Source organism: Nocardiopsis synnemataformans (assembly GCF_965343085.1).
GTDB classification, from domain to species: Bacteria; Actinomycetota; Actinomycetes; order Streptosporangiales; family Streptosporangiaceae; genus Nocardiopsis; species Nocardiopsis alborubida.
In genome coordinates this window covers 115,958-141,469 of record NZ_CBDRFA010000010.1, presented here as the reverse complement: position 1 = coordinate 141,469, position 25,512 = coordinate 115,958, and the positions used below count along the sequence as shown (strand labels likewise).

24 protein-coding genes and 2 tRNA genes are annotated in these 25,512 nt (G+C 72.6%); 13 read left to right on the top strand and 13 right to left on the bottom strand.

What is annotated here, in order from left to right; all coding sequences use genetic code 11:
* Positions 1 to 31 precede the first annotated feature (31 nt).
* Both ACSIH6_RS08295 and ACSIH6_RS08290 read right to left on the bottom strand, forming a co-directional pair.
* On the bottom strand, positions 32 to 1,240 hold the full coding sequence (locus tag ACSIH6_RS08295) for an amidohydrolase (protein ID WP_435107624.1): 1,209 nt from the start codon (positions 1,238 to 1,240) through the stop codon (positions 32 to 34).
* Positions 1,241 to 1,306: 66 nt separating this feature from the next.
* The gene (locus ACSIH6_RS08290; RefSeq protein ID WP_435107623.1) at positions 1,307 to 2,119 is read right to left on the bottom strand and encodes a helix-turn-helix domain-containing protein; all 813 of its coding nucleotides are present in this window, start codon (positions 2,117 to 2,119) and stop codon (positions 1,307 to 1,309) included.
* Positions 2,120 to 2,436: 317 nt separating this feature from the next.
* On the opposite strand from ACSIH6_RS08290, the gene ACSIH6_RS08285 reads away from it, so the two are divergent.
* A complete protein-coding gene (locus ACSIH6_RS08285) occupies positions 2,437 to 3,123 on the top strand; it encodes a peptidylprolyl isomerase (protein ID WP_435107622.1) in 687 nt (228 codons plus the stop codon).
* 103 nt (positions 3,124 to 3,226) lie between these two features.
* Here the strand turns inward: ACSIH6_RS08285 and ACSIH6_RS08280 are convergent, their stop codons facing one another.
* Positions 3,227 to 4,402, bottom strand: coding sequence for a cysteine desulfurase family protein (locus ACSIH6_RS08280; RefSeq protein ID WP_435107621.1), 1,176 nt, complete (start codon positions 4,400 to 4,402; stop codon positions 3,227 to 3,229).
* A 238-nt stretch (positions 4,403 to 4,640) separates the two neighbouring features.
* Between ACSIH6_RS08280 and aroA the strand changes: the two genes are divergently transcribed.
* From aroA to ACSIH6_RS08265, 3 genes are read left to right on the top strand one after another with little or no spacing between them, the layout of a single operon-like run.
* Positions 4,641 to 5,987, top strand: a complete 1,347-nt coding sequence (aroA, locus tag ACSIH6_RS08275) for a 3-phosphoshikimate 1-carboxyvinyltransferase (RefSeq protein ID WP_435107620.1) — start codon at positions 4,641 to 4,643, stop codon at positions 5,985 to 5,987.
* A complete protein-coding gene (gene rsgA, locus ACSIH6_RS08270; protein ID WP_435107619.1) occupies positions 5,984 to 7,000 on the top strand; it encodes a ribosome small subunit-dependent GTPase A in 1,017 nt (338 codons plus the stop codon). The genes aroA and rsgA overlap by 4 nt, the downstream gene beginning before the upstream one ends.
* Positions 7,001 to 7,027: 27 nt before the next feature.
* Entirely contained in the window at positions 7,028 to 7,255 is a 228-nt protein-coding gene (locus ACSIH6_RS08265) for a hypothetical protein (protein WP_435107618.1), read from the top strand.
* 3 nt (positions 7,256 to 7,258) lie between these two features.
* Here ACSIH6_RS08265 and ACSIH6_RS08260 read toward each other — a convergent pair whose 3' ends face one another.
* The gene (locus tag ACSIH6_RS08260; RefSeq protein WP_435107617.1) at positions 7,259 to 7,624 is read right to left on the bottom strand and encodes a winged helix-turn-helix transcriptional regulator; all 366 of its coding nucleotides are present in this window, start codon (positions 7,622 to 7,624) and stop codon (positions 7,259 to 7,261) included.
* A 95-nt stretch (positions 7,625 to 7,719) separates the two neighbouring features.
* Here ACSIH6_RS08260 and ACSIH6_RS08255 point away from each other — a divergent pair, with 95 nt between their 5' ends.
* Positions 7,720 to 8,610: an NAD(P)-dependent oxidoreductase gene (locus ACSIH6_RS08255; RefSeq protein ID WP_435107616.1), complete on the top strand. Its 891-nt coding sequence runs from the start codon at positions 7,720 to 7,722 to the stop codon at positions 8,608 to 8,610.
* Between the two features lie 167 nt (positions 8,611 to 8,777).
* On the opposite strand, the gene ACSIH6_RS08250 is transcribed toward ACSIH6_RS08255, so the two are convergent.
* Positions 8,778 to 9,068: a DUF2087 domain-containing protein gene (locus ACSIH6_RS08250; RefSeq protein ID WP_017564237.1), complete on the bottom strand. Its 291-nt coding sequence runs from the start codon at positions 9,066 to 9,068 to the stop codon at positions 8,778 to 8,780.
* Between the two features lie 13 nt (positions 9,069 to 9,081).
* Positions 9,082 to 9,666, bottom strand: a complete 585-nt coding sequence (locus tag ACSIH6_RS08245) for a TetR/AcrR family transcriptional regulator (protein ID WP_017564236.1) — start codon at positions 9,664 to 9,666, stop codon at positions 9,082 to 9,084.
* A gap of 156 nt (positions 9,667 to 9,822) precedes the next feature.
* Here ACSIH6_RS08245 and hisN point away from each other — a divergent pair, with 156 nt between their 5' ends.
* The 5 genes from hisN (at position 9,823) to ACSIH6_RS08220 (ending at position 14,433) form a co-directional block, all read left to right on the top strand.
* Positions 9,823 to 10,629, top strand: a complete 807-nt coding sequence (gene hisN / locus ACSIH6_RS08240; RefSeq protein WP_435107615.1) for a histidinol-phosphatase — start codon at positions 9,823 to 9,825, stop codon at positions 10,627 to 10,629.
* Between the two features lie 62 nt (positions 10,630 to 10,691).
* Positions 10,692 to 11,207, top strand: coding sequence for a hypothetical protein (locus ACSIH6_RS08235; RefSeq protein ID WP_435107614.1), 516 nt, complete (start codon positions 10,692 to 10,694; stop codon positions 11,205 to 11,207).
* Positions 11,208 to 11,405: 198 nt separating this feature from the next.
* On the top strand, positions 11,406 to 12,665 hold the full coding sequence (locus ACSIH6_RS08230) for an ABC transporter permease (RefSeq protein ID WP_435107613.1): 1,260 nt from the start codon (positions 11,406 to 11,408) through the stop codon (positions 12,663 to 12,665).
* A 10-nt stretch (positions 12,666 to 12,675) separates the two neighbouring features.
* Positions 12,676 to 13,713, top strand: a complete 1,038-nt coding sequence (locus ACSIH6_RS08225; RefSeq protein WP_435107612.1) for a permuted SH3 domain-containing protein — start codon at positions 12,676 to 12,678, stop codon at positions 13,711 to 13,713.
* On the top strand, positions 13,714 to 14,433 hold the full coding sequence (locus tag ACSIH6_RS08220) for an ABC transporter ATP-binding protein (protein ID WP_435107611.1): 720 nt from the start codon (positions 13,714 to 13,716) through the stop codon (positions 14,431 to 14,433).
* 85 nt (positions 14,434 to 14,518) lie between these two features.
* Here the strand turns inward: ACSIH6_RS08220 and ACSIH6_RS08215 are convergent.
* The 3 genes from ACSIH6_RS08215 to ACSIH6_RS08205 all read right to left on the bottom strand — a co-directional run bounded on the left by ACSIH6_RS08215 (position 14,519) and on the right by ACSIH6_RS08205 (position 18,141).
* Positions 14,519 to 14,595 (bottom strand) — tRNA-Met (locus tag ACSIH6_RS08215).
* A 249-nt stretch (positions 14,596 to 14,844) separates the two neighbouring features.
* Positions 14,845 to 14,921, bottom strand: a tRNA-Met gene (locus ACSIH6_RS08210).
* A 262-nt stretch (positions 14,922 to 15,183) separates the two neighbouring features.
* Complete coding sequence (locus tag ACSIH6_RS08205; protein WP_435107634.1) at positions 15,184 to 18,141, bottom strand: UPF0182 family membrane protein; 2,958 nt, start codon at positions 18,139 to 18,141, stop codon at positions 15,184 to 15,186.
* A 297-nt stretch (positions 18,142 to 18,438) separates the two neighbouring features.
* On the opposite strand from ACSIH6_RS08205, the gene ACSIH6_RS08200 reads away from it, so the two are divergent.
* Positions 18,439 to 18,960 carry a PPA1309 family protein gene (locus ACSIH6_RS08200; protein ID WP_435107610.1) on the top strand — a complete coding sequence of 174 codons (522 nt, stop codon included), beginning with the start codon at positions 18,439 to 18,441 and terminating at the stop codon, positions 18,958 to 18,960.
* Between the two features lie 184 nt (positions 18,961 to 19,144).
* Here the strand turns inward: ACSIH6_RS08200 and ACSIH6_RS08195 are convergent, their stop codons facing one another.
* From ACSIH6_RS08195 to ACSIH6_RS08185, 3 genes are all read right to left on the bottom strand, one after another.
* Positions 19,145 to 20,203: a YlbL family protein gene (locus tag ACSIH6_RS08195; protein WP_435107633.1), complete on the bottom strand. Its 1,059-nt coding sequence runs from the start codon at positions 20,201 to 20,203 to the stop codon at positions 19,145 to 19,147.
* Positions 20,204 to 20,293: 90 nt separating this feature from the next.
* Positions 20,294 to 20,731, bottom strand: a complete 438-nt coding sequence (locus tag ACSIH6_RS08190; protein ID WP_017564226.1) for a molybdenum cofactor biosynthesis protein MoaE — start codon at positions 20,729 to 20,731, stop codon at positions 20,294 to 20,296.
* Positions 20,732 to 20,872: 141 nt separating this feature from the next.
* The gene (locus tag ACSIH6_RS08185) at positions 20,873 to 21,940 is read right to left on the bottom strand and encodes an NAD-dependent epimerase/dehydratase family protein (protein WP_435107632.1); all 1,068 of its coding nucleotides are present in this window, start codon (positions 21,938 to 21,940) and stop codon (positions 20,873 to 20,875) included.
* A gap of 123 nt (positions 21,941 to 22,063) precedes the next feature.
* On the opposite strand from ACSIH6_RS08185, the gene ACSIH6_RS08180 reads away from it, so the two are divergent.
* Together ACSIH6_RS08180 and ACSIH6_RS08175 are read left to right on the top strand one after the other, a co-directional pair.
* On the top strand, positions 22,064 to 23,629 hold the full coding sequence (locus ACSIH6_RS08180; protein WP_435107609.1) for a zinc-dependent metalloprotease: 1,566 nt from the start codon (positions 22,064 to 22,066) through the stop codon (positions 23,627 to 23,629).
* Positions 23,630 to 24,220: an NUDIX domain-containing protein gene (locus tag ACSIH6_RS08175; protein ID WP_435107608.1), complete on the top strand. Its 591-nt coding sequence runs from the start codon at positions 23,630 to 23,632 to the stop codon at positions 24,218 to 24,220.
* Positions 24,221 to 24,929: 709 nt separating this feature from the next.
* Here the strand turns inward: ACSIH6_RS08175 and ACSIH6_RS08170 are convergent.
* Positions 24,930 to 25,496, bottom strand: a complete 567-nt coding sequence (locus ACSIH6_RS08170) for a M48 metallopeptidase family protein (RefSeq protein WP_435107607.1) — start codon at positions 25,494 to 25,496, stop codon at positions 24,930 to 24,932.
* Positions 25,497 to 25,512: the final 16 nt, after the last annotated feature.

Below are 25,512 nucleotides of genomic sequence, written 5' to 3'. Positions count from 1 at the left end.
GGCCCTGGGCCGGGAGCCCCGGCTCGGCCGTTCAGCGCTCGCGGTAGTAGGCGTCGAGCACGGTGCGCTCGCGCGTGCGCTCGTCGTAGGTGTAGACCTCGCGGCCGTCGACGAACACGCGCAGGGCGCGGCTCATCACGTCCAGCGGGTCGCCCGACCACACGACCACGTCGGCGTCCAGGCCCGGCCTGAGGGAGCCGACCCGGTCGGAGATGCCCATGATCTCGGCGGGGTTGACCGTGAGGGCGCGGATCGCGGAGACCGGGTCCATGCCCTCCTTGACGCACAGGGTGGCCTGGTGGACCAGGAACTCGATCGGGACGACCGGGTGGTCGGTGGTCAGGGCGACCTTGACGCCCGCCCGGTCGAGGATGCCGGGGTTGGCCAGGGTCTTGTTGTTGACCTCCACCTTGGAGCGGCTGGTCATGAGCGGGCCGGTGATGACGGGGATACCGCGCTCGGCGATCTCGTCGGCCAGCAGGTGGCCCTCGGTGCAGTGGTTGATGATCAGCCGGTAGCCGAACTCGTCGGACAGGCGCATCGCGGTGTGGATGTCGTCGGCGCGGTGCGTGTGCTGGCACCACGGGAGCTCGCCGTCCAGGACCCGGACCAGCACCTCCAGGGTGTTGTCCCGGTCGAACGGGGTGCCCTCCGAGGCCGCGTGCTCGCGCCTGGCCCGGTAGTCCTGGGCCTTGGTGAAGGCGTCGCGGATGACGGCGGCCACGCCCTGGCGGGTGGAGGGCAGCTTGTCCTTGTTGCCGTAGACCCGCTTGGGGTTCTCACCCAGGGCGCTCTTGACGCTGGCCGGGTGCCGGATCAGGCGGTCCTCCATGCTGCGGCCCCAGCACTTGACCGCCACGGTCTGGCCGCCGATGGGGTTGCCCGAACCGGGCTTGACGACCGAGCTGGTGACGCCTCCGGACAGGGCGTCGGCGAAGCCGCGGTCGGCGGGGTTGATGGCGTCCAGCGCGCGCATGCGGGCGCCGTTGGGGTCGGTCATCTCGTTGGTGTCGTCACCGGCCCAGCCGACGCCCTCCTCGTCGATGCCGATGTGGCCGTGGGCCTCCACGAAGCCGGGGAGCACCCACTTGCCGGAGGCGTCGACGACGGTGGCCCCCTCGGGGACCGTGACGTCGGCGCCGACGGCGGCGATCCGGTCGTCGGAGATGAGGACGGTGCCCCCGTCGATGGGGTCTCCGTCGACGGGGACGACGTATCCGGATGTGATCGCGATATCCATGGCGGGCAACCTAGCCCATCACGGGGCGTACCCCCAAGGCCTCCGGGGGTTTCGGCGGGCGGCCCGCTACCCCGCCGGCCAGCGGGCGGTGAGCAGTGCCGACCCCGGCGTGAGTTCCACGGTCGCGGCCTCGATGGCTTCGCGCACCGTGGTGCAGCGGCCCACCTGCTCGGGTTCGGCGGTCAGGTCCCCGCCCTCGGCCGCGAACGCGTAGACCATGCTGGGTCGGTCGGCGAACTCCATCAGCCGGAAGGCGCCGCCCAGGCCGGGGTGGTTCGGGGTCTGCTCGGGGATCACGCCCAGGGTGACGATGCCCGCCTCGATCAGGTCGGCGAGGAAGTCGCGCTGGGCGTTGAGGACGGCGGCGCCGCCCTGCGGGCGCTGGAGGGCCGACTCGTTGAGGACCACCCGCAGCACGGGCCCCTCCGTTCCGGTCATCGCGGCCCGATGGGCCATCTCCTCCTCCACCATCTCCTCGACCTCGTCCGGGGTCAGGTCCGGATGGCGCGGGCGCAGCACCGCGCGCGAGTACTCGCGGGTGCGCAGGAACGCCGGGACCGCCATGGGCTGGTGTTCCCACAGGTGGGTGGCGTGGACGCCCAGCTCGCGCTGGTCGCCGAACTCGTTGGGGAAGGCCTCCGCCTGGAGGGTGATCGCCCAGGCGTCCACGAGCTGGTGCTCGGCGCCCAGGGCGTTGTCCACCCGTTCGACCAGCGAGCGGGCAGGTCGGCAGTGCGCGTTCTCCACCTCGCGGAGCTTGTCGTCGGTCACCCCCACCGTCGCGGCGAGTTCGGCGCGTGAGAGCCCCCTGTCGGAGCGCGCGCGCAGTACCCTCGCGGCGAAGGGGAGCCACATCGCGGACGGCAGTGCGGTGTTCAATCCACTTCCCTCCCTCCAGCGCCCGACGAGGCCTCGCTCCCGGCACACCGCCGGCGCCCCGCCCCGTCCTCTTCCGACCCTCTCCCGTGCCGGGGTCGCCGGTCAAGCGACCGGACGGGTACGGCGATCCGTGACAAGTCATCGGGGCCTCACGGCGGGGCGGCGGGAGCGGTCGCGGGGGCGGCCGCAGGGGCGGCCGCGGGGGCGGACCGTGGTCACGCCATGACGGAAAGCCAACCCGCTGACGAGGGCACTTCCCCCGGCCGAGTAGCCTGTGTGCCGCCCAGCCGCGATCCTCATTCTCCGGAAGTGAACCGATGAAGCTTCTGCCCCTCCCGGCGACAGCCCTCCTGGCCTGCACCGCCCTGCTCGCCACCTCCGCCTGCGCCAACGGTGCCGCAGCCCCGGCCGACCAGGGCGGCTCGGAGGGCGGCGGCACGCCGGAGGAGACCACCTCCGAGCAGACCGGCAGCCCCGCCGAGGTGGACGTCACCGGAGTCGAGGGCGCCACGCTGCACACCAGCGAGGGCGACATCGAACTGGAGCTGTTCCCCGAGGAGGCGCCCGTCACGGTGTCCAACTTCGTGGGCCTCGCCGAGGGCGAGGGCGTGCCCAACCCGGCGACGGGCGAGGCCGCGTTCTACGACGGCACCGTGTTCCACCGGGTGATCGACGGGTTCATGATCCAGGGCGGCGACCCGCAGGGCACCGGTCAGGGCGGCCCGGGCTACACCTTCGAGGACGAGTTCGACTCCGGCCGGGAGTTCTCCGAGCCGGGCGTGCTGGCCATGGCCAACCGCGGCCCGGACACCAACGGCTCGCAGTTCTTCATCACCGTCGAGCCCACCCCGCACCTGAACGGCCTGCACACGATCTTCGGGCACGTCGCGGACGAGTCCTCCATGGAGGTGGTGAACGGCATCGCCAACGCGGAGACCGACATGAACGACCGCCCCGCCCAGGACGTGACCATCGAGTCCGTCACCGTGCACCGCGCGGAGTAGCCGCTCCGTGTTCGGGGCCGCCGCGTCCCTCAAGTGGACTGGCCAGAAACGTTGCTGGTGTGCCACGAGGGGGTGGCCCCGGCGAACCCTTGTGGTCAGGGCACTAGCGACGTCTGGCGCGCGCGGCCCTGGCCCGCTCCACGGCCGGTCCGATGGCCCGCGCCAGCGCCGCCACGTCCTCCCGGGTGGAGGTGCGGCCCAGCGACAGGCGCAGGCTGCTCAGCGCGGTCCCGGCGTCGGCGCCCATCTCCAGCAGCACGTGGCTGGGTTGGGCCACCCCCGCCGAGCAGGCCGAACCGGTCGAGCAGGAGATGCCCTTGGCGTCCAGGAGCATGAGCAGCGCGTCCCCCTCGCAGCCGGGGAAGGAGATGTGCGAGATTCCCGGCAGCCTGCGCGCGGGGTCGCCGTTGACGACCGCGTCGGGGACCGCGGCGCGGACCCCCTCCTCCAGTTCGTCGCGCAGGGCCGCCAGGTGCTTGGCGTGCTCCTCGCGTTCGGCGACCGCCAGGTGGACGGCCGTGGCCAGCCCGCGCAGCAGCGGCGGGGACAGGGTGCCCGAGCGGATGTCGCGTTCCTGGCCGCCGCCGTGCAGGACCGGTGCCGGGGCCAGGCCGCGCGCGACCAGCAGCGCGCCCGCGCCCACCGGGCCGCCGAGCTTGTGTCCGCTGACCGTCAGCGCGCTCACCCCGCTCGCGGCGAAGTCGACCGGTTCCACGCCCACGGCCTGAACGGCGTCGGTGTGGAAGGGGATGCCGTACTCGGCGGCGACGGCGGCCAGCTCCCGGACCGGCTGCACCGTGCCCACCTCGTTGTTGGCCCACATGACCGACACGAGCGCGACCGCCTCGGGCCCGGAGCCGCCCTCGATCGTCTCCCGCAGGGCCTCGGGGTCCACCCGTCCCAACGCGTCCACGGGAACCTTCTCGTGCACCGCGCCCTGGTGCTCGGCCATCCAGTGCGCGGGATCGAGGGTGGCGTGGTGCTCGACGGCACTGGTGAGGATCCTGGGCCTGCGGGCGCCGGGCGCGTTGCGCGCCCAGTACAGGCCCTTGACGGCGATGTTGTCCGACTCGGTGCCGCCCCCGGTGAAGACCACCTCGTGCGGGGTCGAGCCGAGCGCCCCGGCCAGGCGCTCGCGCGCCTCCTCCACCGTGCGGCGCGCGGCGCGCCCGTGGGCGTGCAGGGACGACGGGTTCCCGAGGGCGCCGAGCTCGGCCGCGATGTCGGCGGCGGCCTCGGGGCGCACGTCGGTCGTGGCAGCGTGATCCAGATACACCATGGCCTGACAAGGATACGTCCGTCCCGGGCCGTCCGGCCGCTCCGGGCCCCTGACGGACGCGCCGCCGGGCCAACCGCCGGACCGACCGCCGGAACCGCGACCGAAGCGGGGCACCGGACCGACCGCCGGACCGGTCTCCGGACATGCCGCCGAAGCGGGCACCGCTCCCGTCCGACGAGTTGTCCACAGGCGGGAAGGCGTTCGCCTGCGGCCGCGCCGATCCCGATAACCTTGTGTCATGCCTGAGCCCGCGTCCTCGCAGCCCGTCCAGTCCGGCCAGAACCCCGACACCGCCACGTCCCCGCGCTCCGCCGGGACCCCCGGCGGGCACTGGCCCGCGCCCACGGCCGAGCGGCCGGTGCGCGCCCGGCTGTCGCTGCCGGGGTCCAAGTCGATGACCAACCGCGCGCTGGTCCTGGCCGCCCTGTCGGAGACACCGTGTCTGGTGCGCCGTCCGCTGGTCAGCCGGGACAGCGAGTTGATGGCGGGCTCCCTGCGCGCCCTGGGCACGGGGATCGCCGCGGAGGGGGAGGACATGGCGGTCACCCCCGCCCCGCTGCGCGGCCCGGCCTCCGTCGACGTCGGCAACGCGGGCACGGTGATGCGGTTCGTGCCACCGGTGGCGGCCCTGGCCTCGGGCACCGTGGAGTTCGACGGTGACCCGCGTGCCCGCGAGCGGCCCGTGGGCGAACTGCTGGCCGCGCTGCGCGCCCTGGGCGCCGACATCGACGACGGCGGCCGCGGCGCGCTGCCGATGGCCGTGCACGGCACCGGCGCCGTGCGCGGCGGCGAGGTGACGCTCGACGCGTCCGGCTCCTCCCAGTTCGTGTCGGCCCTCCTCCTGAGCGGCGCCCGCTTCACCGAGGGTGTGCACGTGCGCCACTCCGGGCCCCCCGTGCCCTCCCAGCCGCACCTGGACATGACCGTGGAGATGCTGCGCGCGGCCGGGGTCACCGTGTCCACCGCCGACAACTCCTGGAGGGTCGAGCCCGGACCGGTCAAGGTCTCCGACATCACCGTGGAGCCCGATCTGTCCAACGCCGCGCCCTTCCTGGCCGCCGCCCTGGTCACCGGGGGCGAGGTGACGGTCGAGGACTGGCCGGAGCACACCACCCAGCCCGGCGACGAGCTGCGCTCGCTGTTCACCCGGATGGGCGGCGAGGTCTCCCGCTCGCCCGAGGGGCTGCTCACCCTGCGCGGCACCGGCCGGATCCTGGGCATCGACGCCGACCTGCGTGACGTGGGCGAGCTCACGCCCACCGTCGCCGCCGTGGCCGCGCTCGCCACGACCCCCTCCCGGCTGACCGGCATCGCGCACCTGCGCCGCCACGAGACCGACCGCATCGCCGCGCTGGCCGCCGAGATCAACCGGCTGGGCGGCGACGCCGAGGAGCTGCCCGACGGACTGGTCATCAACCCGCGCCCGATGCACGGCGGGGTGTTCCACTCCTACGACGACCACCGGATGGCCACCTCGGGAGCGGTGATCGGGCTCGCGGTGCCCGGGGTGGAGGTGGAGAACATCGCCACCACGCGCAAGACCCTGCCCGACTTCCCGGGTCTGTGGGCGGAGGCCCTGGCATGAGCCGCACGCGGGGCGGGGGACGCCACCTGGACGAGGACGACATCCGCGTGCGCGCCCGGGGCGGTTCGCGCCCCCGCACCCGCACCCGGCCCAAGCACGAGAACGCCGTGGAGGGCCTGGTCACCGCTGTGGACCGGGGCCGGTACCGCTGCCTGGTGAACGGCGTTCCCGTCGTGGCGATGAAGGCCCGTGAGCTCGGCCGCGGCTCGATCGTGGTCGGCGACCGCGTCGACGTGGTCGGCGACCTGTCCGGCAGACCCGACACCCTGGCCCGTGTCGTGCGGGTCAGGGAGCGCGCGTCCGTGCTCAGACGCACGGCCGACGACACCGACCCGGTCGAGCGGGTGATCGTGGCCAACGCCGACCAGCTGGCGATCGTCTGCGCCCTGGCCGACCCCGCGCCGCAGCCGCGCTTCGTGGACCGCTGCCTGGTCGCCGCCTACGACGCCGGGCTCGCCCCCCTGCTGTGCCTGACCAAGGCCGACCTGGCCGCCCCGGACGAGTTGGTGCGGGTGTACGCGCCCCTGGGCGTGCCCTACGAGGTGCTTGACCCCGAGAGCGGTCTGGACGGCCTGCGCGCCCGCCTGGCCGACCGCACCACCGTGCTCGTGGGCTCCTCCGGAGTGGGCAAGTCCACCCTGGTCAACCGGCTCGTCCCCGGCACCGACCGGGCCGTGGGCCACGTCAACGCCGTCACCGGGCGCGGCCGCCACACCTCCACGTCCGCCGCCGCGCTGCCCTTCGAGGGGGGCTGGCTGATCGACACCCCGGGCGTGCGCAGCTTCGGCCTGGCCCACATCGACCCCGAGGACATCGTCGAGGGCTTCGCGGACCTGGCCGAGGCCGCCGAGGACTGCCCTGCGGGGTGCTCCCACCAGCCCGACGCCCCCGGCTGCGCGATCCAGGCCGCGCTGGAGCGCGGAGAACTCGACCCGGACCGCGTGGCCTCCCTGCGTCGCCTGCTCACCAGCCGCGAGGGGGACACCGGGGACACTGACGAGACGGAGTCCTGACCGGCTCCACCCCCAGGAGGCGTCCCCATGGAGGACAACAACAGACGCGTGACCGCGGTGACCGGTGCTGGTGGGCTCCTCACCGCGTCGGCGGTGCTCCTGCACATGTGGGAGGAACGCGGCGGACCGGACCTGACGGTCCTCGCCTGTGCGCTCCTCGGGCTCGCCGTCATCACTCTCGCGTGGCAGCTGGCCGTCTTCGTGCGGCTCCTCAGACGTCGCGGCGGCGCGGGCAGGCACCGGACGGGTGGTTGAGCGTCAGGGGGCCGTCCTGGACTCCTCAGGGGTCGGGCGGTCCGGTCCCAGGACGTGCGCGCGGCCCCAGGCCCCGAGCGGGGCCAGGGCCTCGTTCAGGGACTCCCCCAGCGGGGTGAGCGAGTACTCGACCCGGGGCGGGACCTCGCCGAAGTCCCGTCGGCGCACGATCCCGTCCTGCTCCAGCTCGCGCAGGTGGGAGGCCAGGACCTTCTCGGTGACGCCGTCGAGCATGCGGCGCAGCTCGCCGAAGCGGCGCGGCTCCTCCTCGAGCGCCCACAGGACGAGCACCTTCCACCTGCCGCCGATGACGTCCATCGCCGCGTCGATACCGCAGTGGTACGCGCCGGGCCTCCGTACGACGGCCATCGCCCTCCCTCCCGCCTGCATGCTTACCCCGGAGTGCGCACGCACTTGGAAGTGCGTACTTGTCGGGGCTCCGACGGGCGACGAGCCTAGTGCACATGAACGCACACGACACCGAGAAGCCCCGCGTCGCCCTGCTCGGGCTCGGGGACATGGGCACCGCCCTCGCCCGCGCCTGGCTCGCCGCCGGGTACCCGCTGACCGTCTGGAACCGGACCCCGTCCCGGGCCGAGCCGCTGGCCCGGGAGGGCGCCCACGTCGCCGCGACGGCGGCTGAGGCGATCGCCTCAGCCCGCCTGGTGGTGACCTGCCTGCTCGACGACGACTCCGTCGGCGCGGTGCTGGCCGACACCGACCTGGCGGGCCGTGATCTGTTCAACGTCACCACAGGGACGCCGGACCAGGCCCGGGCCCGCGCGGAGTGGGCGCGTGGGCGCGGCGCCCGCTTCGTCAGCGGCGGCGTCATGGCCGTTCCACCGATGATCGGCGCCTCCGGCTCGGGCGGGTACGTGTTCTACAGCGGTTCCGAGGAGGCCTTCGCCGAGCACGAGGCGGCCCTGTCCGCCGTGGCCGGGACCGTGTTCGTCGGCGAGGACGCCGGGATGGCCGATCTGCACGACGTGGCCCTGCTCAGCGCGATGAACGGCATGTTCGCCGGGGTCGCGCATGCCTTCGCCCTGGTCCGCGGCGAGGACGTGCCGCTGAAGGGGTTCGCGTCCCTACTGGCGGACTGGCTGGGCACGATCACCTTCGGCGTCCACACCACTGCGGAGCAGTTGGAGAGCGGCGACTACACCACGGGCGTCGTTTCCAACCTCGCCATGCAGGTACGGGGCAACCGGACCCTGCTGCGCACCGCTGAGGAGCAGGGGGTGAGCGCCGAACTCCTGGTGCCGTACGCGGAGCTGATGGAGCGCCGCCTCGCCCGGGGCCATGGCGACGAGGACGGTACGGGGGTGGTGGACCTGCTCGCCGCGTCCCGCCGCTGAACGCGGCCGGGCCGTCGCACCGTCAACGTCCCAGAAATCTCAGCCGGGCACCATCGCTGTCAGCTCGACGGGTGCCCGACTGGGGTTTGTTGGAAAATCTCCCTCACCGTCCGCGGGCCGGACTGTCCTCCCCTGGGACGCCGCAACGTCGGCGTTTCCGGCGGGCGCTAGACCTCCACGGTTCCGCCGCAGCGCCAGTACCGGGTGCGGTCGCGCTCCATGAACCCCTCGTCGACCAGGCCGCGGCGCAGCACCGCCACGTTCGCGCTGAACCCGCTCAGGACCGCGTTGACCTCGGCCTCGCTGTAGCGGACCCCCGGTTCGAAGGCCCGGGCCACCTGGTCGAGCAGGATCAGCCGGGCGGCGCGGCGGACCGGGATCGCGGTGATCCGCCCGTCGGCCATGCAGGCGCGCAGCACCTCCCGGCGCTCGCTCTCCGTCAGCGGGCCCTCCACCACGCCGCCACTCCTCTCAGCGGCCGACCATCAGCATCCCGTGCACGACCGTCTCGACCCTGCGCGCGGCCTCGTCGGGGTCGATGGGTTGCAGCGAGTAGGACACCGTCAGGCGCAGGGCGACGTCGGCCGCGACCTCGGCTGCGGAGTCGGCCAGCTCCGGATAGCGCTCCCCCAACAGGGCGGTGATGCGCTCGCCCAGGACGTCCAGCAGGGGCTCGGCGCGCGTGGTGAGCACCGGCAGGAGCCCGTGGTCCCCGGTCACCACCGCGCGCAGCAGCGGGTTGTCGCGGGCGGACAGCAGCACCAGGCGCGTGGCCCGGCTCACCGCGTGCGGCGGGTCCTCGCCCTCCTCCTCCAGGAGGCGCACCACCCGGTCGAGCAGCGCGTTGACCTCGCGTACCACGACGGCCTGGAGCAGGCCCTCCTTGCTGCCGAACACGTTGTACAGGGTCTGGCGCGACACCCGGGCGACCGCCGCGATGTCCACCATGCGCCGGTCGGACCACCCACCCGAGACGACCTCGGCATAGGCGGCGTCCAACAACCGCTCCCGCGCCGAGGTGCCCTCGGCGCGCCCCTGTCGGTTCGCGGTGTCCATGTCCCCATCCTCGCATCCGCCGCCGCGGACGACACCCCTGACGCTCCCCACCGGGCCGCCGTTCCCTCGGACTCCGGCGGCGGGGAACTAACACTCTGGTCACGCGCGTGCGCCCCTTTGGGCATGTTCGTGCCCGTGAGGGTAGCGTTACCGGTCATGGTGTCCTTTGACGATGATCTGCGGCTGGCCCACGTGCTCGCCGACGCTGCCGACGACATCGCGCTCAAGCGCTTCCGGGCGCTTGACCTCGTCGTCGACACCAAACCCGACCTCACCCACGTCACCGAGGCCGACCGGATGGTGGAGGAGACGCTGCGCAGCGTGCTCTCCCGCGCCCGGCCCCGCGACGCCGTGGTGGGCGAGGAGTACGGCAAGACGGGCAACAGCAACCGGGTGTGGGTCATCGACCCCATCGACGGCACCGCGAACTACGTGCGCGGCGTCCCGGTGTGGGCGACCCTGATCGCCCTGCTGGAGGGCGACAGGCCCGTGGTGGGCGTGGTCTCGGCCCCGGCGCTGTACCGCCGCTGGTGGGCCTCCAGGGGCGGCGGCGCATGGCAGGGCCGCAGCCTGTCCAAGGCCTCGCGCTGCCACGTGTCCGAGGTGTCGGAGCTGTCGGACGCCTCCCTGAGCTTCTCCTCGCTGACCGGCTGGGAACAGCAGGGCCGCCTCGATTCCTTCCTCGGCCTGACCCGCTCGGTCTGGCGCACCCGCGCCTACGGCGACTTCTGGTCGCACGTGATGGTCGCCGAGGGCGCCGTGGACGTGTCCGCCGAGCCCGAGCTGTCGCTGTGGGACGCCGCGCCGCTGCCCGTCATCCTGGAGGAGGCGGGCGGTCGGGCCACCGACCTGCGCGGCGAGGGCTTCAAGGACGGCGGCCCCCTGGTGTGCACCAACGGCGCGATCCACGACCAGGTGCTGACCTGGCTCAACGGAGGCCCCACCCCGCTGCACCGCGTCTGACCCCATCCCGATAATGACAGTGGGTGCACACGAAGCCACCGTAGGTAGTAACGTGCGGTGGTGTGCTGACCACGACACCCCTCCGGTTCTTCCTGTGCGCGGCCGCGGTCCTGCTGGCCACCGCCTGCGGCGGCGGCCACGGGCACAGCCCCGAACAGCTGCGCGAGATGATCGCCGACACCGTGCGCTCCTCCGTCCAGGGTGAGGGCCCCGGCCTGGGCGTCCCCGACACCGCGTTCGACCCCGCCAGGTACCTGTGCGTGCCCGCCGTGGACAGCCGGGCCGCCCACCCCTGGCGCACCGAGGTGCCGCGCGTGACCGCGGACGGCCCCGTCGAACTGGGCGTCCTGGCTCCGGAGGACGCGGGCACCGCCTCGGTGACCGTCTCCGTCATCGGACCCCGCGGCGGCACCGCCGCCACCGAGGCGGCGGTCGCGTCCGGCGAGTGGACCCGCGTGCGCTACCCCGACGACTTCGAGGGCGCGGAGGACTCCCCCTCCGCGGGGGTGCACACGGTGGTCTGGTCGGACACCGGCTCCGGGGCACCGCTCACCTGCGACGGCTTCGAGGCGGCCTGAGGCCCCGGCCCCGCCGCGTTCCCGTCCGCTCCCTCTCCAGTGCGCGGTCCAAAACGGCGGCCCGAAATTCCTTCGGTCGGGCTGAACCGAAACCGCCTCCTTCCACGATGAGTCTGGTGAAACCCCGCCACCCCCGCGGGTATCCCGGCGCCGCCGTCGCGGCGTCCGAATCTCACAGACATCACGGGAAGGGGCCGAATGCTGCGTTCCCTCACAGCCGGGATCGTGCTGGCCTTCGCCGGGTCACGGGCCAACGTGGCCCGGACCATCCTGTCCTGCGCGGGCATCGTCGTCGGTGTCGGCGCGCTGATCCTCGTGGTCAGCGCCAGCGACTTCGGCCAGCGCTTCGCCACCGCCTACAGCGAGGCCAACGCGGGCCGCCCGGCGACCCTGGAGGTCACCGTGCAGGGCCGGGTCACCGACCGCGCCGCCTTCGAGGAGGACCTGGTCAGGGCGGGCGGCCAGGACATCTCGATCTACCACAGGCCCTCCGAGCTCCCGGCGATCCGCGCCGGCGGCTCGGTCCTGCCCGACGTGGAGTTCCTCGGCGTGGACCCCACCCTGGGCGACATCCGGCGGATGAACCTGGCCGAGGGCCGCTGGTTCACCGAGGCCGACACCGAGTCGCTGGCCCCGGTCATGGTCGTCAACGAGGAACTCGCGAACGCGCTGGGCGACCTCACCCGCGTCCAGATCGGCACCGGCCGGTGGACGGACGTACGCGTCGTCGGCGTCCTGGAGGGCTCCGCGCTGGACATGGGCTGGTACAGCGCCTACCTGCTGCGCGCCCCCTCCTCCGAGGAACTGCTCTTCGGAACCTCCACCGGCGCGCAGGAGCAGGAGGAGGAGTCGGCCGACCCGTTCCTCATGGGCGACATGACCACCTACCAGGTGCGGATCGACCCGCGCGACCCCGCGGCGCAGGACCCGTGGGGCGAGGTCTTCGCCGACCGCCTGGCGTCGGTGTCCTGGCGCTGGGGCGTGGAGGAGCGGGACGCCGTCATGGCCTACCGCACGGACTACGCCGAGGAGGTCGGCCAGGTCATCACCTACATGTCCTGGGGTCTCACCGGCATCGCCGCCGTCACCCTCACCACCGGCCTGCTGGGCGTGCTCAACGTGGGGCTGGTCACCGTGCGCGAGCGCCGCCGCGAACTGGCCACCTACCGCGCCCTGGGCGCGAGCCGGTTCACCCTGTTCGTGGCCGTGGTCATGGAGTCGGTCGTGGTGTCCCTGGTGGCCGGGCTCATCGCGCTCGCCGCCTGCTGGGCCCTGCTGGCCGCGGGCGGCGCGGTGCTGGAGAACCTCGTGTCGCTGCCCGCCGACGTACCCCTGAACATCCCCGCGTCCGGAGTACTCGTCGGCCTGGGCAGCGCCGCCCTCGTCGGGATGCTGGCCGGGATCATCCCCGCGATGCGGGCGCTGCGCGCGTCCGTGGTCGCCGGCCTCCGGGAATAGGAGAGATCACGTGAAGAAGTGGATCATCATCGGCGCGGTCCTGGTCCTCGTGGGAGGACTGACCGGCGCCGGCTACCTCCTGGTGTCCCGTCTGGGCGGCCCGGGCGCCGGAGAGGACGCGGGTACGCAGCAGGCCGCCCTGGACGTGGGCGGGGCACCGGTCGAGGTGGTGATGGGCGAGGTCAGCTCCGTGCTGGTGCTGGACGCCGTCGTCCGGGCCGAGCCCGGCGAGACGGTCGAGGCCCGCAACGGGGGCACGGTCTCCCACCTGTGGGTGGGCGAGGGCGCCGAGGTCGACCACGGCGCCCCGATCGTCAATGTGAGGGTGCCCGCCGGGGACGCGCCCGTCACCGGGGAGGGCGGGGAGGTCACCGACGCCCCCGCGACCGAGGAGATCACCCTGTACGCGCCCGCCGCCGGAACGGTGTCGGGGCTGGAGGACGTCCTGGTCGGCGACGTGCTGGAGCCCGGCGCGGTGGTGGCCAAGGTCGCCCCCGAGGCGTTCCGCGCCGTCGCGTCGATCCCGCCCAACGACCTCTACCGGTTCTACGAGGACCCCGGGGACATCCTGCTCCAGATCGACCAGGGGCCACCCGCGGCCGCGTGCGAGTTCCTGTCCCTGGGCACGGCCGGGGGCGGCGGCGCCGTCCCCGAGGCCGGGGGCGGCGAGGACGCCGGGGGCGACGGTAGTGGCGGCAGCGGCGGCGGGGCCGAACTGGCCTGCCGGGTGCCCGCCGACCTGGAGGTCTTCGAGGGCGTGCTGGGACAGCTGTCGGTCAGCACCGGCGCGGCCGCGAACGCGCTCATCGTCCCCGTGACCGCGGTGCGCGGCACCGCCGGGTCGGGCGAGGTCGTGGTGGTGGGCGAGGACGGCACCGAGGAGACCCACGAGGTGGAACTGGGCGTCTCCGACGGGTCGTCCGTCGAGGTCACCGAGGGGCTGAGCGTCGGTGAGAGGGTCCTGGACCCGATCCCGCTCGACCCCCGGTTCGACGTGCCCGGCGCGCACGGCTCCAAGGACGAGTTCGCCGAGGAGGGTGAGGGCTAGATGTCCGTCGACGCACCGGACCCCGAGGCCGGGCCGCGCCGCTCCCGTCCGGCGCCCCTGCTGGACGTGGAGGGGATGACCCGGCACTTCACGGTGTCGGGGACCCGGATCGACGTGCTGCACGACTGCACGTTCCGGGTGGGGCGGGGAGAGGTGGTGGCGATCGTCGGCCAGTCCGGTTCGGGCAAGTCCACCCTGCTCAACGTGCTGGGCCTGCTCGACCGGCCCAGCGGCGGCACGTACACGTTCGACGGCGTGGACACCACCCGCCTGGGAGAGGGTCCGAGGTCGCGCCTGCGCGGCGAGGGGGTCGGTTTCGTGTTCCAGCAGTTCCACCTGCTGGAGCGGCGGACCGCCCTGGCCAACGTCGGCGTGCCGATGGTGCTCGGCGGCGTGCCGCTGCTGCGCCGCCGGGCGCGGGCCCGCGAGCTGCTGGAGACCGTGGGGCTGGGGCACCGGCTGCACTCGCAGCCGCACCAGCTCTCCGGCGGTGAGCAGCAACGTGTGGCCCTGGCGCGGGCGCTGAGCCGGGAACCCGCACTGATCCTCGCCGACGAGCCCACGGGCGCCCTGGACGCCGCCAGCAGCACCATGATCATGGACCAGTTGCTGGAGCAGGCCCGGATCCGCGACGCCGCGGTGGTCGTGGTGACCCACGACCCCAAGGTGGCCGAGCGAGCCGACCGCGTGGTCGAACTCGTGGAGGGCCGCACCCGCTGAACGCGCGCCGCCCGGGAGACCGGGCGGCGCAGCGGCGCGCGGGCGCACGAAAAACGCCGGGCGCTGAATGCGCCCGGCGTTTTGCTGGTAGCGGGGACAGGATTTGAACCTGCGACCTCTGGGTTATGAGCCCAGCGAGCTACCGAACTGCTCCACCCCGCGTCGTGATCTCTATTTTAGGGGGTTTAGCCCCCGGTGGCAAATCGGTTTTCCCTGAGTTTCCTTGGAGAAAACCGGTGGAGATCCCACCCTGTGGTAGTCGGTTTCCCGACCGCCTTCGGCAATCCTACCAGCGCTTGCACCCTGGTCCGACCACCCGGACTCCCCCTGGAGGGCGTCCGCTTCCACTCTCCTCCGAAAAGGAGGAGAAAGGAAAACCGACGGACCCGGGATTTCTCCCGGGTCCGGGTCTGGTAGCGGGGACAGGATTTGAACCTGCGACCTCTGGGTTATGAGCCCAGCGAGCTACCGAACTGCTCCACCCCGCGTCGTTGTGTCTACACAGTAGCGCGCCCTGAACAAAAACCCAAATCGGCGGAGTGGGACGTGCCAGCGGGCCCGCGGAGCCCTCACGGGCGCCGGGCACAGGGCCCGTGAAGCCCTCGCGGGCGCCGCCCCCGTGGCTCTCCCAGGGGCACGGGTCCCGGGGACGCGGAGGCCCCCGGACACGGCCTCCTCGGAACGCCGGAGGGGGCGGGGGTCCGAGGACCCCCGCCCCCTCACGGAGCGGTCACCGCCGGAGGGCGGGACTCAGTTCTCGTCCAGCTGCTGCTGGATGTCCTCCAGCGCCTCACGCAGGCGGTCGTTGGCCTCCTCGTTGGACTGCTGGGCCTCCTCCCAGGCCTCGACGGCCTCGTTGAGGGAGTCGGTGAGGTCCTGGTTGCCTCCGCCGCCCTCGCCGCCTCCGCCGTCACCGGCTCCGGCCTCCTCCTCGGGGGCCTCCTCGGCGCCCTCCTCGGGTGGCGTGCCCTCTCCGTCGAAGAGGTTGCTGAGCGCGTCCGGCAGGCTGTTGCCGATGGCCACCTCGTCACCGAAGCCGACCATGACCTGCTGGAGCAGCGGGAAGGAGGCGGCTCCGCCGCCGCCCGCCTGCACGTACAGCGGCTCGACGTAGAGCAGGCCCCCGGCGAACGGCAGCGTGAGCAGGTTGCCCCGCGTCACCTCCGCGTTGGACTGCTCCAGCGGCAGCAGCACCTCGCGGACGTCGGCGTCGGAGTCGAAGGCGTTCTGCACCTGCCCGGGGCCGAGGATCACCGTGCTCCGCGGCAGCTCCAGCAGCTTGAGCTGGCCGTAGTCCTCGGAGCGCGGATCGCTGTCCACCGCCATGAAGGCCGCCAGGTTCTCGCGGCCGCGCGGCACGAACGTGCTGGTCAGCGAGAAGGTCGACTCCTCACCCGGGTACTGGATGGTCTGCCTGTAGGGCGGCTCGGGGGCCTCGGTCTCGTTGGTCGGGTCGTTGGGGACCGACCAGAAGTCCTGACCGCCGTAGTAGGCCGCGGCGTCCGTCACGTGGTACTCGCGCATGATCTGGCGCTGCACCTTGAACAGGTCGTCCGGGTAGCGCAGGTGGTCGATGAGCTCCTCGCTCATCTGGTCCCTGCTGACGACGGTCCCGGGGAAGGCGTCCATCCAGGTCTGGAGGACCGGGTCCGCCTCGTCCCACGCGTACAGGGTGACGGTGCCGTCGTAGGCGTCGACGGTGGCCTTCACCGAGTTGCGGATGTAGTTGACCTCGTTGCCCGGCAGCGCGCCCACCTGCTGGGCCGAGCCGTCGGTGAAGGTGTCGGTCACCGCCTGGGTGAAGTCGATCCGGTTGGCGTACGGGTAGCCGTCGGACGTGGTGTAGGCGTCCACGATCCACACGACCCGGCCGTCGACGACCGCCGGGTAGGGGCGGCTGTCCGTGGTCAGGTACGGGGCCACCTTCTCCACGCGCTCCACCGGGTCGCGCTCGTAGATGATGCGCGAGTCGTCGGTGATGGCGCTGTTGAGCAGGATGTTGGGTTCCTGGTACTTGATCGCGTACAGGATCCGGTCGAAGAAGCTGGCCAGCTGGACGCCGCCGTCGCCGTCGTAGCGGTTGTAGGCCTGCGAGTCGCTGCCCTCCTCGGCGCCCTCACCGCCCTCGCCGCCCTGGCCCTCGCCCTCCGCGGGAGCCTCCTCGGCGGTCTGCTCCGCGGCCTCCTGGTCGGCGTCGGCCGGGGCGCGGGCCTCGTCCGGGCTCGGGGTGACCTCGGCCTCGACGGCGTCCTCCGGGGTCGGGACGTCGCCCGTCTCCTCCTCGGCGTCGAGGGGGTAGTCGTACTCCTCCTCGGCCTGGACGATGGCGTACTCGGCGCCCTCGCGGCCGTAGTAGATGCGCGGCTCGTACTCGCCGACGACGTCGCTCAGCTCACCGCGCGGAGGGATGTTGTACTCGGTGAAGACCGGTCGGCCCTCGGCGTCGATCTGGGTGCCCGCGGCGGCGACCATGCCGTAGCCGTGGGTGTAGATCAGGTGCCGGTTGAGCCAGTTGTCCTGGTCGGCGGGCGGCCCGTCCAGCTCGCGGACGGCCACGATCGTGTCGATCAGGTTGCCCTCGGAGTTCGGGTAGCGGTCGACCTCCAGCACCTCGGGGAACTGGTAGAAGCCGCGGACCTGCTGCATCTGCTGGAAGGTCTGCGAGACCACGGAGGGGTCGACCAGGCGCACGGTGGTGTCCTGGGACTCCTCCACCAGGTCCTGCGCGCTGAGCTCGGTGGTGGCGTCGTAGGCCTCCACCTCGGCGTCGTCGATGCCGTAGGCCTCGCGCGTGTACTCGATGTTGCGCTCGATGTAGGGGCTCTCCAGGCGCTGCTCGTTGGGCGCGACCTGGAAGCGCTGGACGATCTCGGGGTAGGCCACGCCGACCAGTACCGCGGACAGCACCAGCAGTCCGAGGCTGGCCATGGGAACCATGATGTTCTTGAAGTAGATGTTGGCGAAGAACAGCACGGCGCAGATGACCGAGATGACCGTGAGGATGAGCAGCGCGGTCTTGACCGCGTTCACGTCGGTGTACGAGGCGCCGAAGGTGTAGCCGCGCTCGGAGAAGACCAGGCCGTAGCGGTCCAGCCAGTAGGAACCGCCGCGCAGCAGCACGAACAGGCCCAGCAGCACCGACAGGTGCACTCGGGCCGAGGGGGTGGCGCGCTGGCCGGAGTCGTTCTGGAGGCGGACCCCGCCGTACAGGTAGTGCACGATCACCGCGGCGATGAACGCCAGGATGACCGCCGCGTACAGGTAGCCGAGCAGGATGCGCAGGAACGGGTAGGTGAACGCGAAGAAGGCCACGTCCATGCCGAACTCGGGGTCGTTCACGCCGAAGTCGGTGCTGTTCACGAACTGGAGGTAGGACCGCCAGTCACCGCTGGCCGCGGCTCCGGCCAGCAGCGCGAGGGCTCCCACCGCGATCCAGAAGAACAGTTTGCGGTGCGGGTCGATGGACTGCCGGTAGCGGTCCAGGCCCTGCTGCTCCAGGCTCATCGGCCGGATGCCGGGCCGGGAGCGGTAGGCGAAGAAGATGCTGGCGCCGACGATGACGGCCATCACCAGGCCGGCGACGGCGAACAGCAGCACGCGGGTCCACAGTTCGGTCAGGAAGACCGAGGTGTAGCCGACGGAATCGAACCACTTGAAGTCGGTCCAGAAGTTCGCGGCGAGCATCAGCCCCGCGATGATGACGACCACGGTCGCCGCGACTGGCGCGAGCAACCTTGATCGGCGAGGCATACGCGCAGGTGGTGCGCCGGGCGATCGGAAGCTCACGCCTCCCCCTCGTTCTGGCTTGGTAGGTGCGTATGGGTGCGCGTGTGGCGCTCTATTACTGAAAACTTAATCGGTGGCCGCAGGGTTCCCGAAATGGCCCTCGTCAGAGTGACAAGGCTGCATCGTTGCTGTATCGGAGTCGCATCCGGAAGGCCATGTGGCGACCCTACTGTCCGAAAACAGGAGCGTCGCGCTTCCCGCATCGGTCACTATGGAAACGTGTCGAACATTCGCGAAGCCGTCATGGACCTCGAACGCCACGCAGCCGAGCAGGGCTGGGACCGGCCGCTGGGCCTGTACGCCCTGGTGCCGACCGCGGAGCTGCTGCGGGCGGAGCCCGCGCTGGCCGGTCTGCTGGGCATCGACTCCCCCGCGGACCCCGGTGAGCTGACCCCCGTCGAGCAGGAGCAGCTGCCCGCCGACGTCCCGCTGGAGGAGGCGCTGGGCCGCATCCTGTGGCCGGAGGGCGTGGCCGGGTGCGCGCTGGTGATGGAGCGCCTGGTGGTCAAGGGCACGGACGAGACCCTGGCCCCGGACGAGCAGCCGGTCTCCTCCGGCCGCGAGACCGAGGAGATCCGCATGGTCGCCGGTGTGCTGCGCGACGGCTCGCGGCACTGCGCGATGCGCATGCGCAGCCACGACAGCGAGTCGGAGGTGCTCAACGGGGCGGACCTCATCCCCGCGCTGACCTCCGCGCTGGCGCTGACCCTGGACCTGGACGAGGAGTCCGAACAGGGCTGACCCGCGTGCGGGGCCCGGGGACCGCGAGGGCGCCCACGGGGTTCTGGAGGCTCGAAGCGCGCGCCCGAGGAACGAGGGTGCGCGCGCAGGGACGAGGGTTCCCGTACTCGGGGCGCCCGAGCACGGACCGGAGCGAGCACCGCGAGGGCGCGCGCAGAGGCGAAGGGCCGGAGAGGCACCGCTCCTACTCGCAGCGCGGCAGCTCGCCCTCACCCGTACGGATGGTCTCCAGCGCCCCGACCGCGTCGCCGAGGGTCTCCACCCGGACCACATCCAGTTCGCCGTAGGCGGCCGACTGGGAGACCTGGGAGCAGCTGTCGGCGGCCACGAGGAAGTACTCGGCCCCGTCGCGCTGGGCGCTGACCATCTTCTGCGGGATGCCGCTGATCCCGCCGACCCGGCCGTCAGCGGTGATGGTGCCCGACCCGGCGACGTCCGCGCCGCCGGTGAGGCTCTCCTCACTGAGGCGGTCCATGATCCCGAGCGCGAACATCATGCCCGCGCTGGGTCCGCCGATGTCGCCGATCGTGATCTCCACGTCCACGGGGAAGTCGGTCTCGTCGGCGATGAGCACGCCGACCGCCGCACCGCCCGAGTCGCCCTCCTCGCTGGCGACCTCCACCTCGACGGTCTCGCCGTCGCGCTCCAGGGTGAGCCCGACCGGGTCGCCGGGCTCGCGGTCGCCGACCATCTCCACGACCGCGGCGCTGCCCGCGGGGACGTCGGGGTCGCCGCCCCGCGTGGGCACCGGCTCGCCGTCCACGGCCACGACGGCGTCGCCCGCCTCCACCACACCGTGCGCGGGCATGCCCTCGACGGTGCCGCTGACCACGGGGACCGCCTCGTACTCCATGCCGAGCTGGGTGAGCGCGGCGGCGGTGGCGTCGGTCTGCGAGTCGTTCATCTGCACCGTCTGGCGCTGGCTGACCTCCTCGGGCGTGCGCCCCGAGGGGAAGAGCAGCTCCTCGGGCAGGACCGCCTGGGTGGGCGAGAGCCAGGCGGTGACGACGGTGAGGAAGTCGAGCCGGTGCTGGGGCCCGCCCGCGTACTGCACGGTCACCATGGACAGGGTGCCTTCGTGCTCGTAGCTCTCGGCGCCCTCGATCTCGATGACCGGCCCACGGTCGGTCTGCCCGACCGTGTTGACGGTCAGGCCCGGCGCGGCGACCAGGTAGGGCACGGGCAGGTAGAGACTGCCGATCCCGAGCCCGACGAGGAGGACGAGCGCGACAACGAGGGTCATGGCACGACGAAGCATGCCCCCCAGCCTATTGCCGCGCACGGACCCGCGGAGGTCCGCCCTCCCTCCGGCCCGTCCGGCCGCCGCGGACGGTCAGGGAGCGCCCACCCACTCGCTGCGGCCGTCCTCGAAGTCCTGCTGCTTCCAGATGGGCACCTGGGCCTTGAGGTCGTCGATGAGGCGGCGGCAGGCCTCGAAGGCCTCCTGCCGGTGCTCGGCCGCGGCGGCCACGACCACCGCGATGTCGCCGATCTCCAGCTGACCGACACGGTGCGTCGCGGCCATCCGCACCACGGGGCGGCCCGGGACGGAGGTGTCGCTGAGGACCTTCTCCATGACGACGCGCAGCTGGGCCTCCACCGTCGGGTGGGCGGAGTAGGCCAGGCGGGCGACGTCACGGCCGTGGTCGTGGTCGCGGACGGTGCCGACGAAGACCGCGGTGCCGCCCGCGCGCGGGTCGGAGACCGCGGCGAGGACCTCGTCCACCGACAGGGGGGTGTCGCGTACTGACGCGAGAGTGATCTCTTCCACGACATGACCGTACCAACCGGACGTTCCCCCATGTGGGGAACCGGGTGCGCGTTCCGCCGCACGCGCACGGGCCCCGGGGTCGGCCGGATGTTCGCGGACCCGGCACAGGACCGCACGTGCCGCGCGCACGGGCTCCGGGCCTCACACCCCCTTGCGCTTGCGCAGATGGCGGATGGCGGCGGCGGTGCCGATGGCCGCCGCGGCGGCTCCGGCGGCGCCCGCGGCGGTGATGGTGACCTCCTTGCGGCCCAGGCTGCGGCCGACCAGCGCGGGCCTGCCGCTGCGGGACTCCAGCAGGGCGGCCAGGGCGGACCCGTTGTCGTGGGCGGGCTTCCACCCGGCCTCGCGCAGCACCGCGCAGTCCACCACGCACGGGTAGACGAGGAACTTCAGCTCTCCCTCCGCCGCCGGGGTGATCCGTGCCTGGTGGAGACGGCGGACGGCGCCGAAGGCCAGGTTGGCGGGCACCTCGAAGTGCTTCATCCCGGCGACGGCCTCCACCTCGTCCTGGGTGAGGGAGCCCTCGCTGGCGACGGCGACCACGCCCTCGGGTCCATCCACCCCGTGCAGGGCGCAGAAGGCCAGGGCGCTGGCCAGGTCGTCCTCGTGGCAGAACTGCCAGTGCTGTTCGTGCCCCTTGACGGTGAGCAGGCGCGGGGCGGAGAAGTGGCGGCTGAGCAGGGTGTCGAGCCCGGGCCCCACGAGCGGGGCGGGGCGCACGACGGTGACGGTGAGACTGGGGTGGGCCCGGCGGGCGCGCTCGGCGAGGGCCTCGATCTCGGCGAAGTCGCCCATGAGCCCCTCGCTGTTGTCGGACACGCGCGCCGCGTTCTCCGCCAGGGGCACGGGGCTGTCGGGGGCGGCTCCGTAGACCATGGTGCTGGTGACCAGGATGACGCGGGGCACCCCCGAGGCCGCCGCGGCGGTCAGGACCGTCTGGGCCGCGCGGATGTTGTGCGCGCGGCGCCGCGCGGGCCGGGTCTCCAGGGAGCGGTCGTCGGCGGTGTGCACGAGCACGTCGACCCCGCCGAGCCGGGAGACCAGTCCGGGGTCGCACACGTCGGCGATGCGCCAGGTGACACCGCGCAGGTCGGCGAGTTCGGCGTCGATGGCGACGACCTCGCGAAGGCGTGCGGAACTCTCTGGCGCGGCCAGGCGTTGCACGAGGAGCCGGCCCACCCCGGAGGCGGCACCGGTGACAGCGACCACCGTGCCCGTTCCCTCGGAGGGGCTGTGCTCTGGGCGAACCTGGCTGCTTTCGGTATTCACTCCGGGCGACTCCCAGCTAACGTGACAGTGGAGACCAAACCTAATCCTGCCTGAGGTCTGATTGTGAGCGACCTGCCATTCGGTTTCAGCATGCCGAACGATCCCGATGACGAGTCCGGACGCCGTTCTGGCGACTCCGGCTCGGGTGCCGGCAGCGGCGGCCCGGGCGGAGGAGGATCCGGAACGCCGGACGGCTTCCCGTTCGGCGACCCGCAGCAGATGGCCAACATGCTGCGTCAGTTCGCCGACATGATGTCGGCCCAACCCGGTCCCGGTCCCGGCGGCGACCAGAAGTCGTCGTCCGGGGTGAACTGGGACATGGCCAAGGACGTCGCACGCCAGACGGTCGCCCAGGAGGGCGACCCGAGCGTCCCGGCGTCCGACTACACAAGGGTCGAGGAGGCCCTGCGCCTAGCCGACCTGTGGCTCGACCAGGCTACCGACCTGCCGTCGGGCGTCCACACCGCCCAGGCCTGGAGCCGGTCGGAGTGGATCGAGCGGACGATGGACTCGTGGGTGCAGCTGTGCGACCCGCTGACCAGCAAGACCGTCCGGTCGATGGGGCAGAACCTGCCCGAGGAGATGCGGTCCGTCGCCGGTCCGCTGCTGGGCATGATCCAGCAGATGGGCAACATGATGGTCGGCCGCCAGGCGGGCCAGGCCGTGGGCGAGCTGTCCCGCGAGGTGGTCGGCACCGCCGACATCGGGCTGCCCCTGGCCGGTGAGGGCCGCGCGGCGCTGCTGCCCTCCGGCGTGGCGCGCTTCAGCGAGGGCCTGGAGGTCCCCGAGGACGAGGTGCGCCTGTACCTGGCCGCCCGCGAGGCCGCCGTGCACCGGCTGTACTCGCACGTGCCGTGGCTGCGCTCGCACGTGTCCCGGCTGGTCAACGAGTACGCGGACGGGATGTCCTTCGACATCAGCGGCCTGGAGGACCGGCTCGGTGAGATCGACCTCACCAACCCCGAGGCGCTCCAGGAGGCCCTGGGCGGCGTCGGGGGCGAGGGACTGCTCCAGCCCGAGGACACCCCGCAGCAGAAGGCCGCGCTGGCCCGGCTGGAGACCACCCTGGCGCTGATCGAGGGCTGGGTGGCCACCGTGGTCTCGTCCGCGGTGTCCGGCCGTCTGCCGCAGGCGGACGCCCTGGCCGAGGCGACCCGGCGCCGCCGGGCGACCGGCGGGCCCGCCGAGCACACGTTCGCCGCCCTGGTCGGCCTGGAGCTGCGCCCGCGCCGTCTGCGCGAGGCGTCCGCTCTGTGGTCCGCCCTGGAGGAGGCGCGTGGCGTGGAGGGCCGGGACGCGGTCTGGGAGCACCCGGACCTGATGCCCACCGGTGACGACCTGGACGACCCGGAGGCCTTCGTGCGCGGGGGCGGTGACGAGTTCGGCGGCGCCGACTTCGACATCTCCTCGCTGACCGGGGACGCCCCCGGCCAGAAGAGGGCGGAGGCCAGGGCGGGGGCCGACGAGGACGCGTCGGATGAGGAGCGGTCCGGCAAGGGCTCCTCGGCTGAGGGCAAGTCCGGTGAGGGCTCCTCGGATGAGGGTCGGTCCGGCAAGGGCTCCTCCGACGCCGACCACCGGGACGGCCACGAGGACGACGGCCGGGGAGACCGGGGAGAGGGCGCGTAGGTGTCACTGCACGCGGACGCCCGGGCGGTGCTGGGCGCGTGGACCGCGCCCGACGCCCGACAGGAGGAGCTGCGCCGCTCCTACCTCGACCACCTGGACGCGCACGGGGACGGGATGTGGCGCTCCTGCCTGCCCGGCCACGTGACGGCCAGCACGGCGATCATCTCCGCCGACGGCTCGCGCGCGGTGCTCACCCTGCACCGGATCCACCGGATCTGGTTGCAGACCGGCGGGCACTGCGAGCCGGAGGACACCACCCTGGGCGCGGCGGCGCTGCGCGAGGCGGCCGAGGAGTCGGGCATCCGGGGGCTCACCCTGCTGCCCGAGCCCGTCGGGCTGGACCGCCACGCGGTGCCCTGCGGGGGCGGCAGCTTCCATCTGGACGTGCAGTACGCGGTGGTCGCACCCGAGGACGCGGTTCTGGTGCGCGACCCCGACGAGTCGGCCGACCTGGGCTGGTTCCCGGTGGACGACCTGCCTGAGCCCTCTGACGAGGTGTGCCGCTCCCTGGTGCGCACCGCCGCCCGGGCTGTGGCCGAGCGCCTGCGTTTGTCCACCCGCCCTCTGGGCACGGACCCGGGAACGGGCTGACACTGAACGCGAGTGCGGAACGCGAGTGCGGGGTGGCCCGAGCCCGGGCGCCCGTCGACGCGGAAAGCAGGCACGGGCACGCACTGCCCCGAAACGCGGGCGCGCGCTGGCTCGTGCGCCCGTTGAGGCGGGCACTGGTCGCGTCCCCGCGCTCCCATGGCACACGACGGCCCCGCCGGAGCTCTCCGGCGGGGCCGTTCACGTCGGGTCAGCCGTAGTTGGTGGCGTAGCGCTCGGTGGCCTGGTTGTCGATACCGGTCCGCTCTACGCCAACCCCGCCGCACCCAGCGCCAGCCCGGGCCCTACGGGTGCCTGGTTGCTGACGCCGGTCCGCTCTACAACGTGCGGACCCCCTACGACGCCCGGTCACGTGCAGGGCTTCGTGGTGACTGTGGTCTAAACCGTGTTGACCCCCCGTCCCCAGATGGCTGAGGGGCCACTCCCGGTGGCGTTCCACCCGGCACTCTCCCGACCGCCCTCGTGACGCCAACCAGACACCTGGAGTGACCGGAGTCAAGGGATCTCCTTCGCCAAGTTCGCTAGGCGAACTTGCCCTCAGTCGGTCCCCGCCCCCAACACTGAACCCTGAAGCCAGAACCCACCACGACCACCCACCCCCCTTCGGCGGACGGGGAACCCGCACGCCCTACCGGTGCCTGGCTAAGGTCACCTGACAAGGGTCACCCCCTGGGGCGGAGCGCCGCTCCGATCACTCCTCGAAGGCGACCTCGGCGGCGTCGAGCTCTTCCTCGGCGCCGAAGGGCTCGCCGGACTCGGCGCGGGAGGCTGCGCTGAAGCCCTCCAGGTAGCCGCGGGCCCGCTCGGCCTTGGGGTAGCGGCGCACCAGGTCCCAGAACTCCCGGCCGTGGTGCGGGATGAACAGGTGCGCGAGCTCGTGGATGAGGACGTAGTCCACGACCCAGGAGGGCATTCCGGCGACGCGGCGGGAGATGCGGATCGTGCGGGTCTCGGGGGTGCACGACCCCCAGCGCGAGTTCTGGTTGTCCACCCAGCGCACGCTCTCGGGGAGCTCGGTGCCGTCCAGGTAGCGGCGGGCCAGTTCCAGCGCGCGCTCGTGGAGTTCGGCGTCGCCGGGGTTGCGGCGCCCCTCGCGGGCCTCCAGTCGTTGCAGCATGCGGCCCACCCAGCGCTTTTCCTCTGCGCGGGAGAACGTCGCGGGCACGAGGACGACCGTGGTGTCCCCGTCCCTGTAGGCCGACACCGTGCGGCGGCGACGAGGACTGCGTCGTACCTCGATTTTGGTGTTCGAGAGCACGAACTTTACGGTAGCC

Coding starts and splice junctions, on each gene's coding strand:
- ACSIH6_RS08285 (WP_435107622.1), top strand. CDS start 2,437: ATGAAGCTTCTGCCCCTCCCGGCGACAGCCCTCCTGGCCTGCACCGCC.
- ACSIH6_RS08195 (WP_435107633.1), bottom strand. CDS start 20,203: ATGACCCTCGTTGTCGCGCTCGTCCTCCTCGTCGGGCTCGGGATCGGC.
- ACSIH6_RS08260 (WP_435107617.1), bottom strand. CDS start 7,624: ATGGCCGTCGTACGGAGGCCCGGCGCGTACCACTGCGGTATCGACGCG.
- rsgA (WP_435107619.1), top strand. CDS start 5,984: ATGAGCCGCACGCGGGGCGGGGGACGCCACCTGGACGAGGACGACATC.
- aroA (WP_435107620.1), top strand. CDS start 4,641: ATGCCTGAGCCCGCGTCCTCGCAGCCCGTCCAGTCCGGCCAGAACCCC.
- ACSIH6_RS08255 (WP_435107616.1), top strand. CDS start 7,720: ATGAACGCACACGACACCGAGAAGCCCCGCGTCGCCCTGCTCGGGCTC.
- ACSIH6_RS08245 (WP_017564236.1), bottom strand. CDS start 9,666: ATGGACACCGCGAACCGACAGGGGCGCGCCGAGGGCACCTCGGCGCGG.
- hisN (WP_435107615.1), top strand. CDS start 9,823: ATGGTGTCCTTTGACGATGATCTGCGGCTGGCCCACGTGCTCGCCGAC.
- ACSIH6_RS08230 (WP_435107613.1), top strand. CDS start 11,406: ATGCTGCGTTCCCTCACAGCCGGGATCGTGCTGGCCTTCGCCGGGTCA.
- ACSIH6_RS08280 (WP_435107621.1), bottom strand. CDS start 4,402: ATGGTGTATCTGGATCACGCTGCCACGACCGACGTGCGCCCCGAGGCC.
- ACSIH6_RS08220 (WP_435107611.1), top strand. CDS start 13,714: ATGTCCGTCGACGCACCGGACCCCGAGGCCGGGCCGCGCCGCTCCCGT.
- ACSIH6_RS08265 (WP_435107618.1), top strand. CDS start 7,028: ATGGAGGACAACAACAGACGCGTGACCGCGGTGACCGGTGCTGGTGGG.
- ACSIH6_RS08295 (WP_435107624.1), bottom strand. CDS start 1,240: ATGGATATCGCGATCACATCCGGATACGTCGTCCCCGTCGACGGAGAC.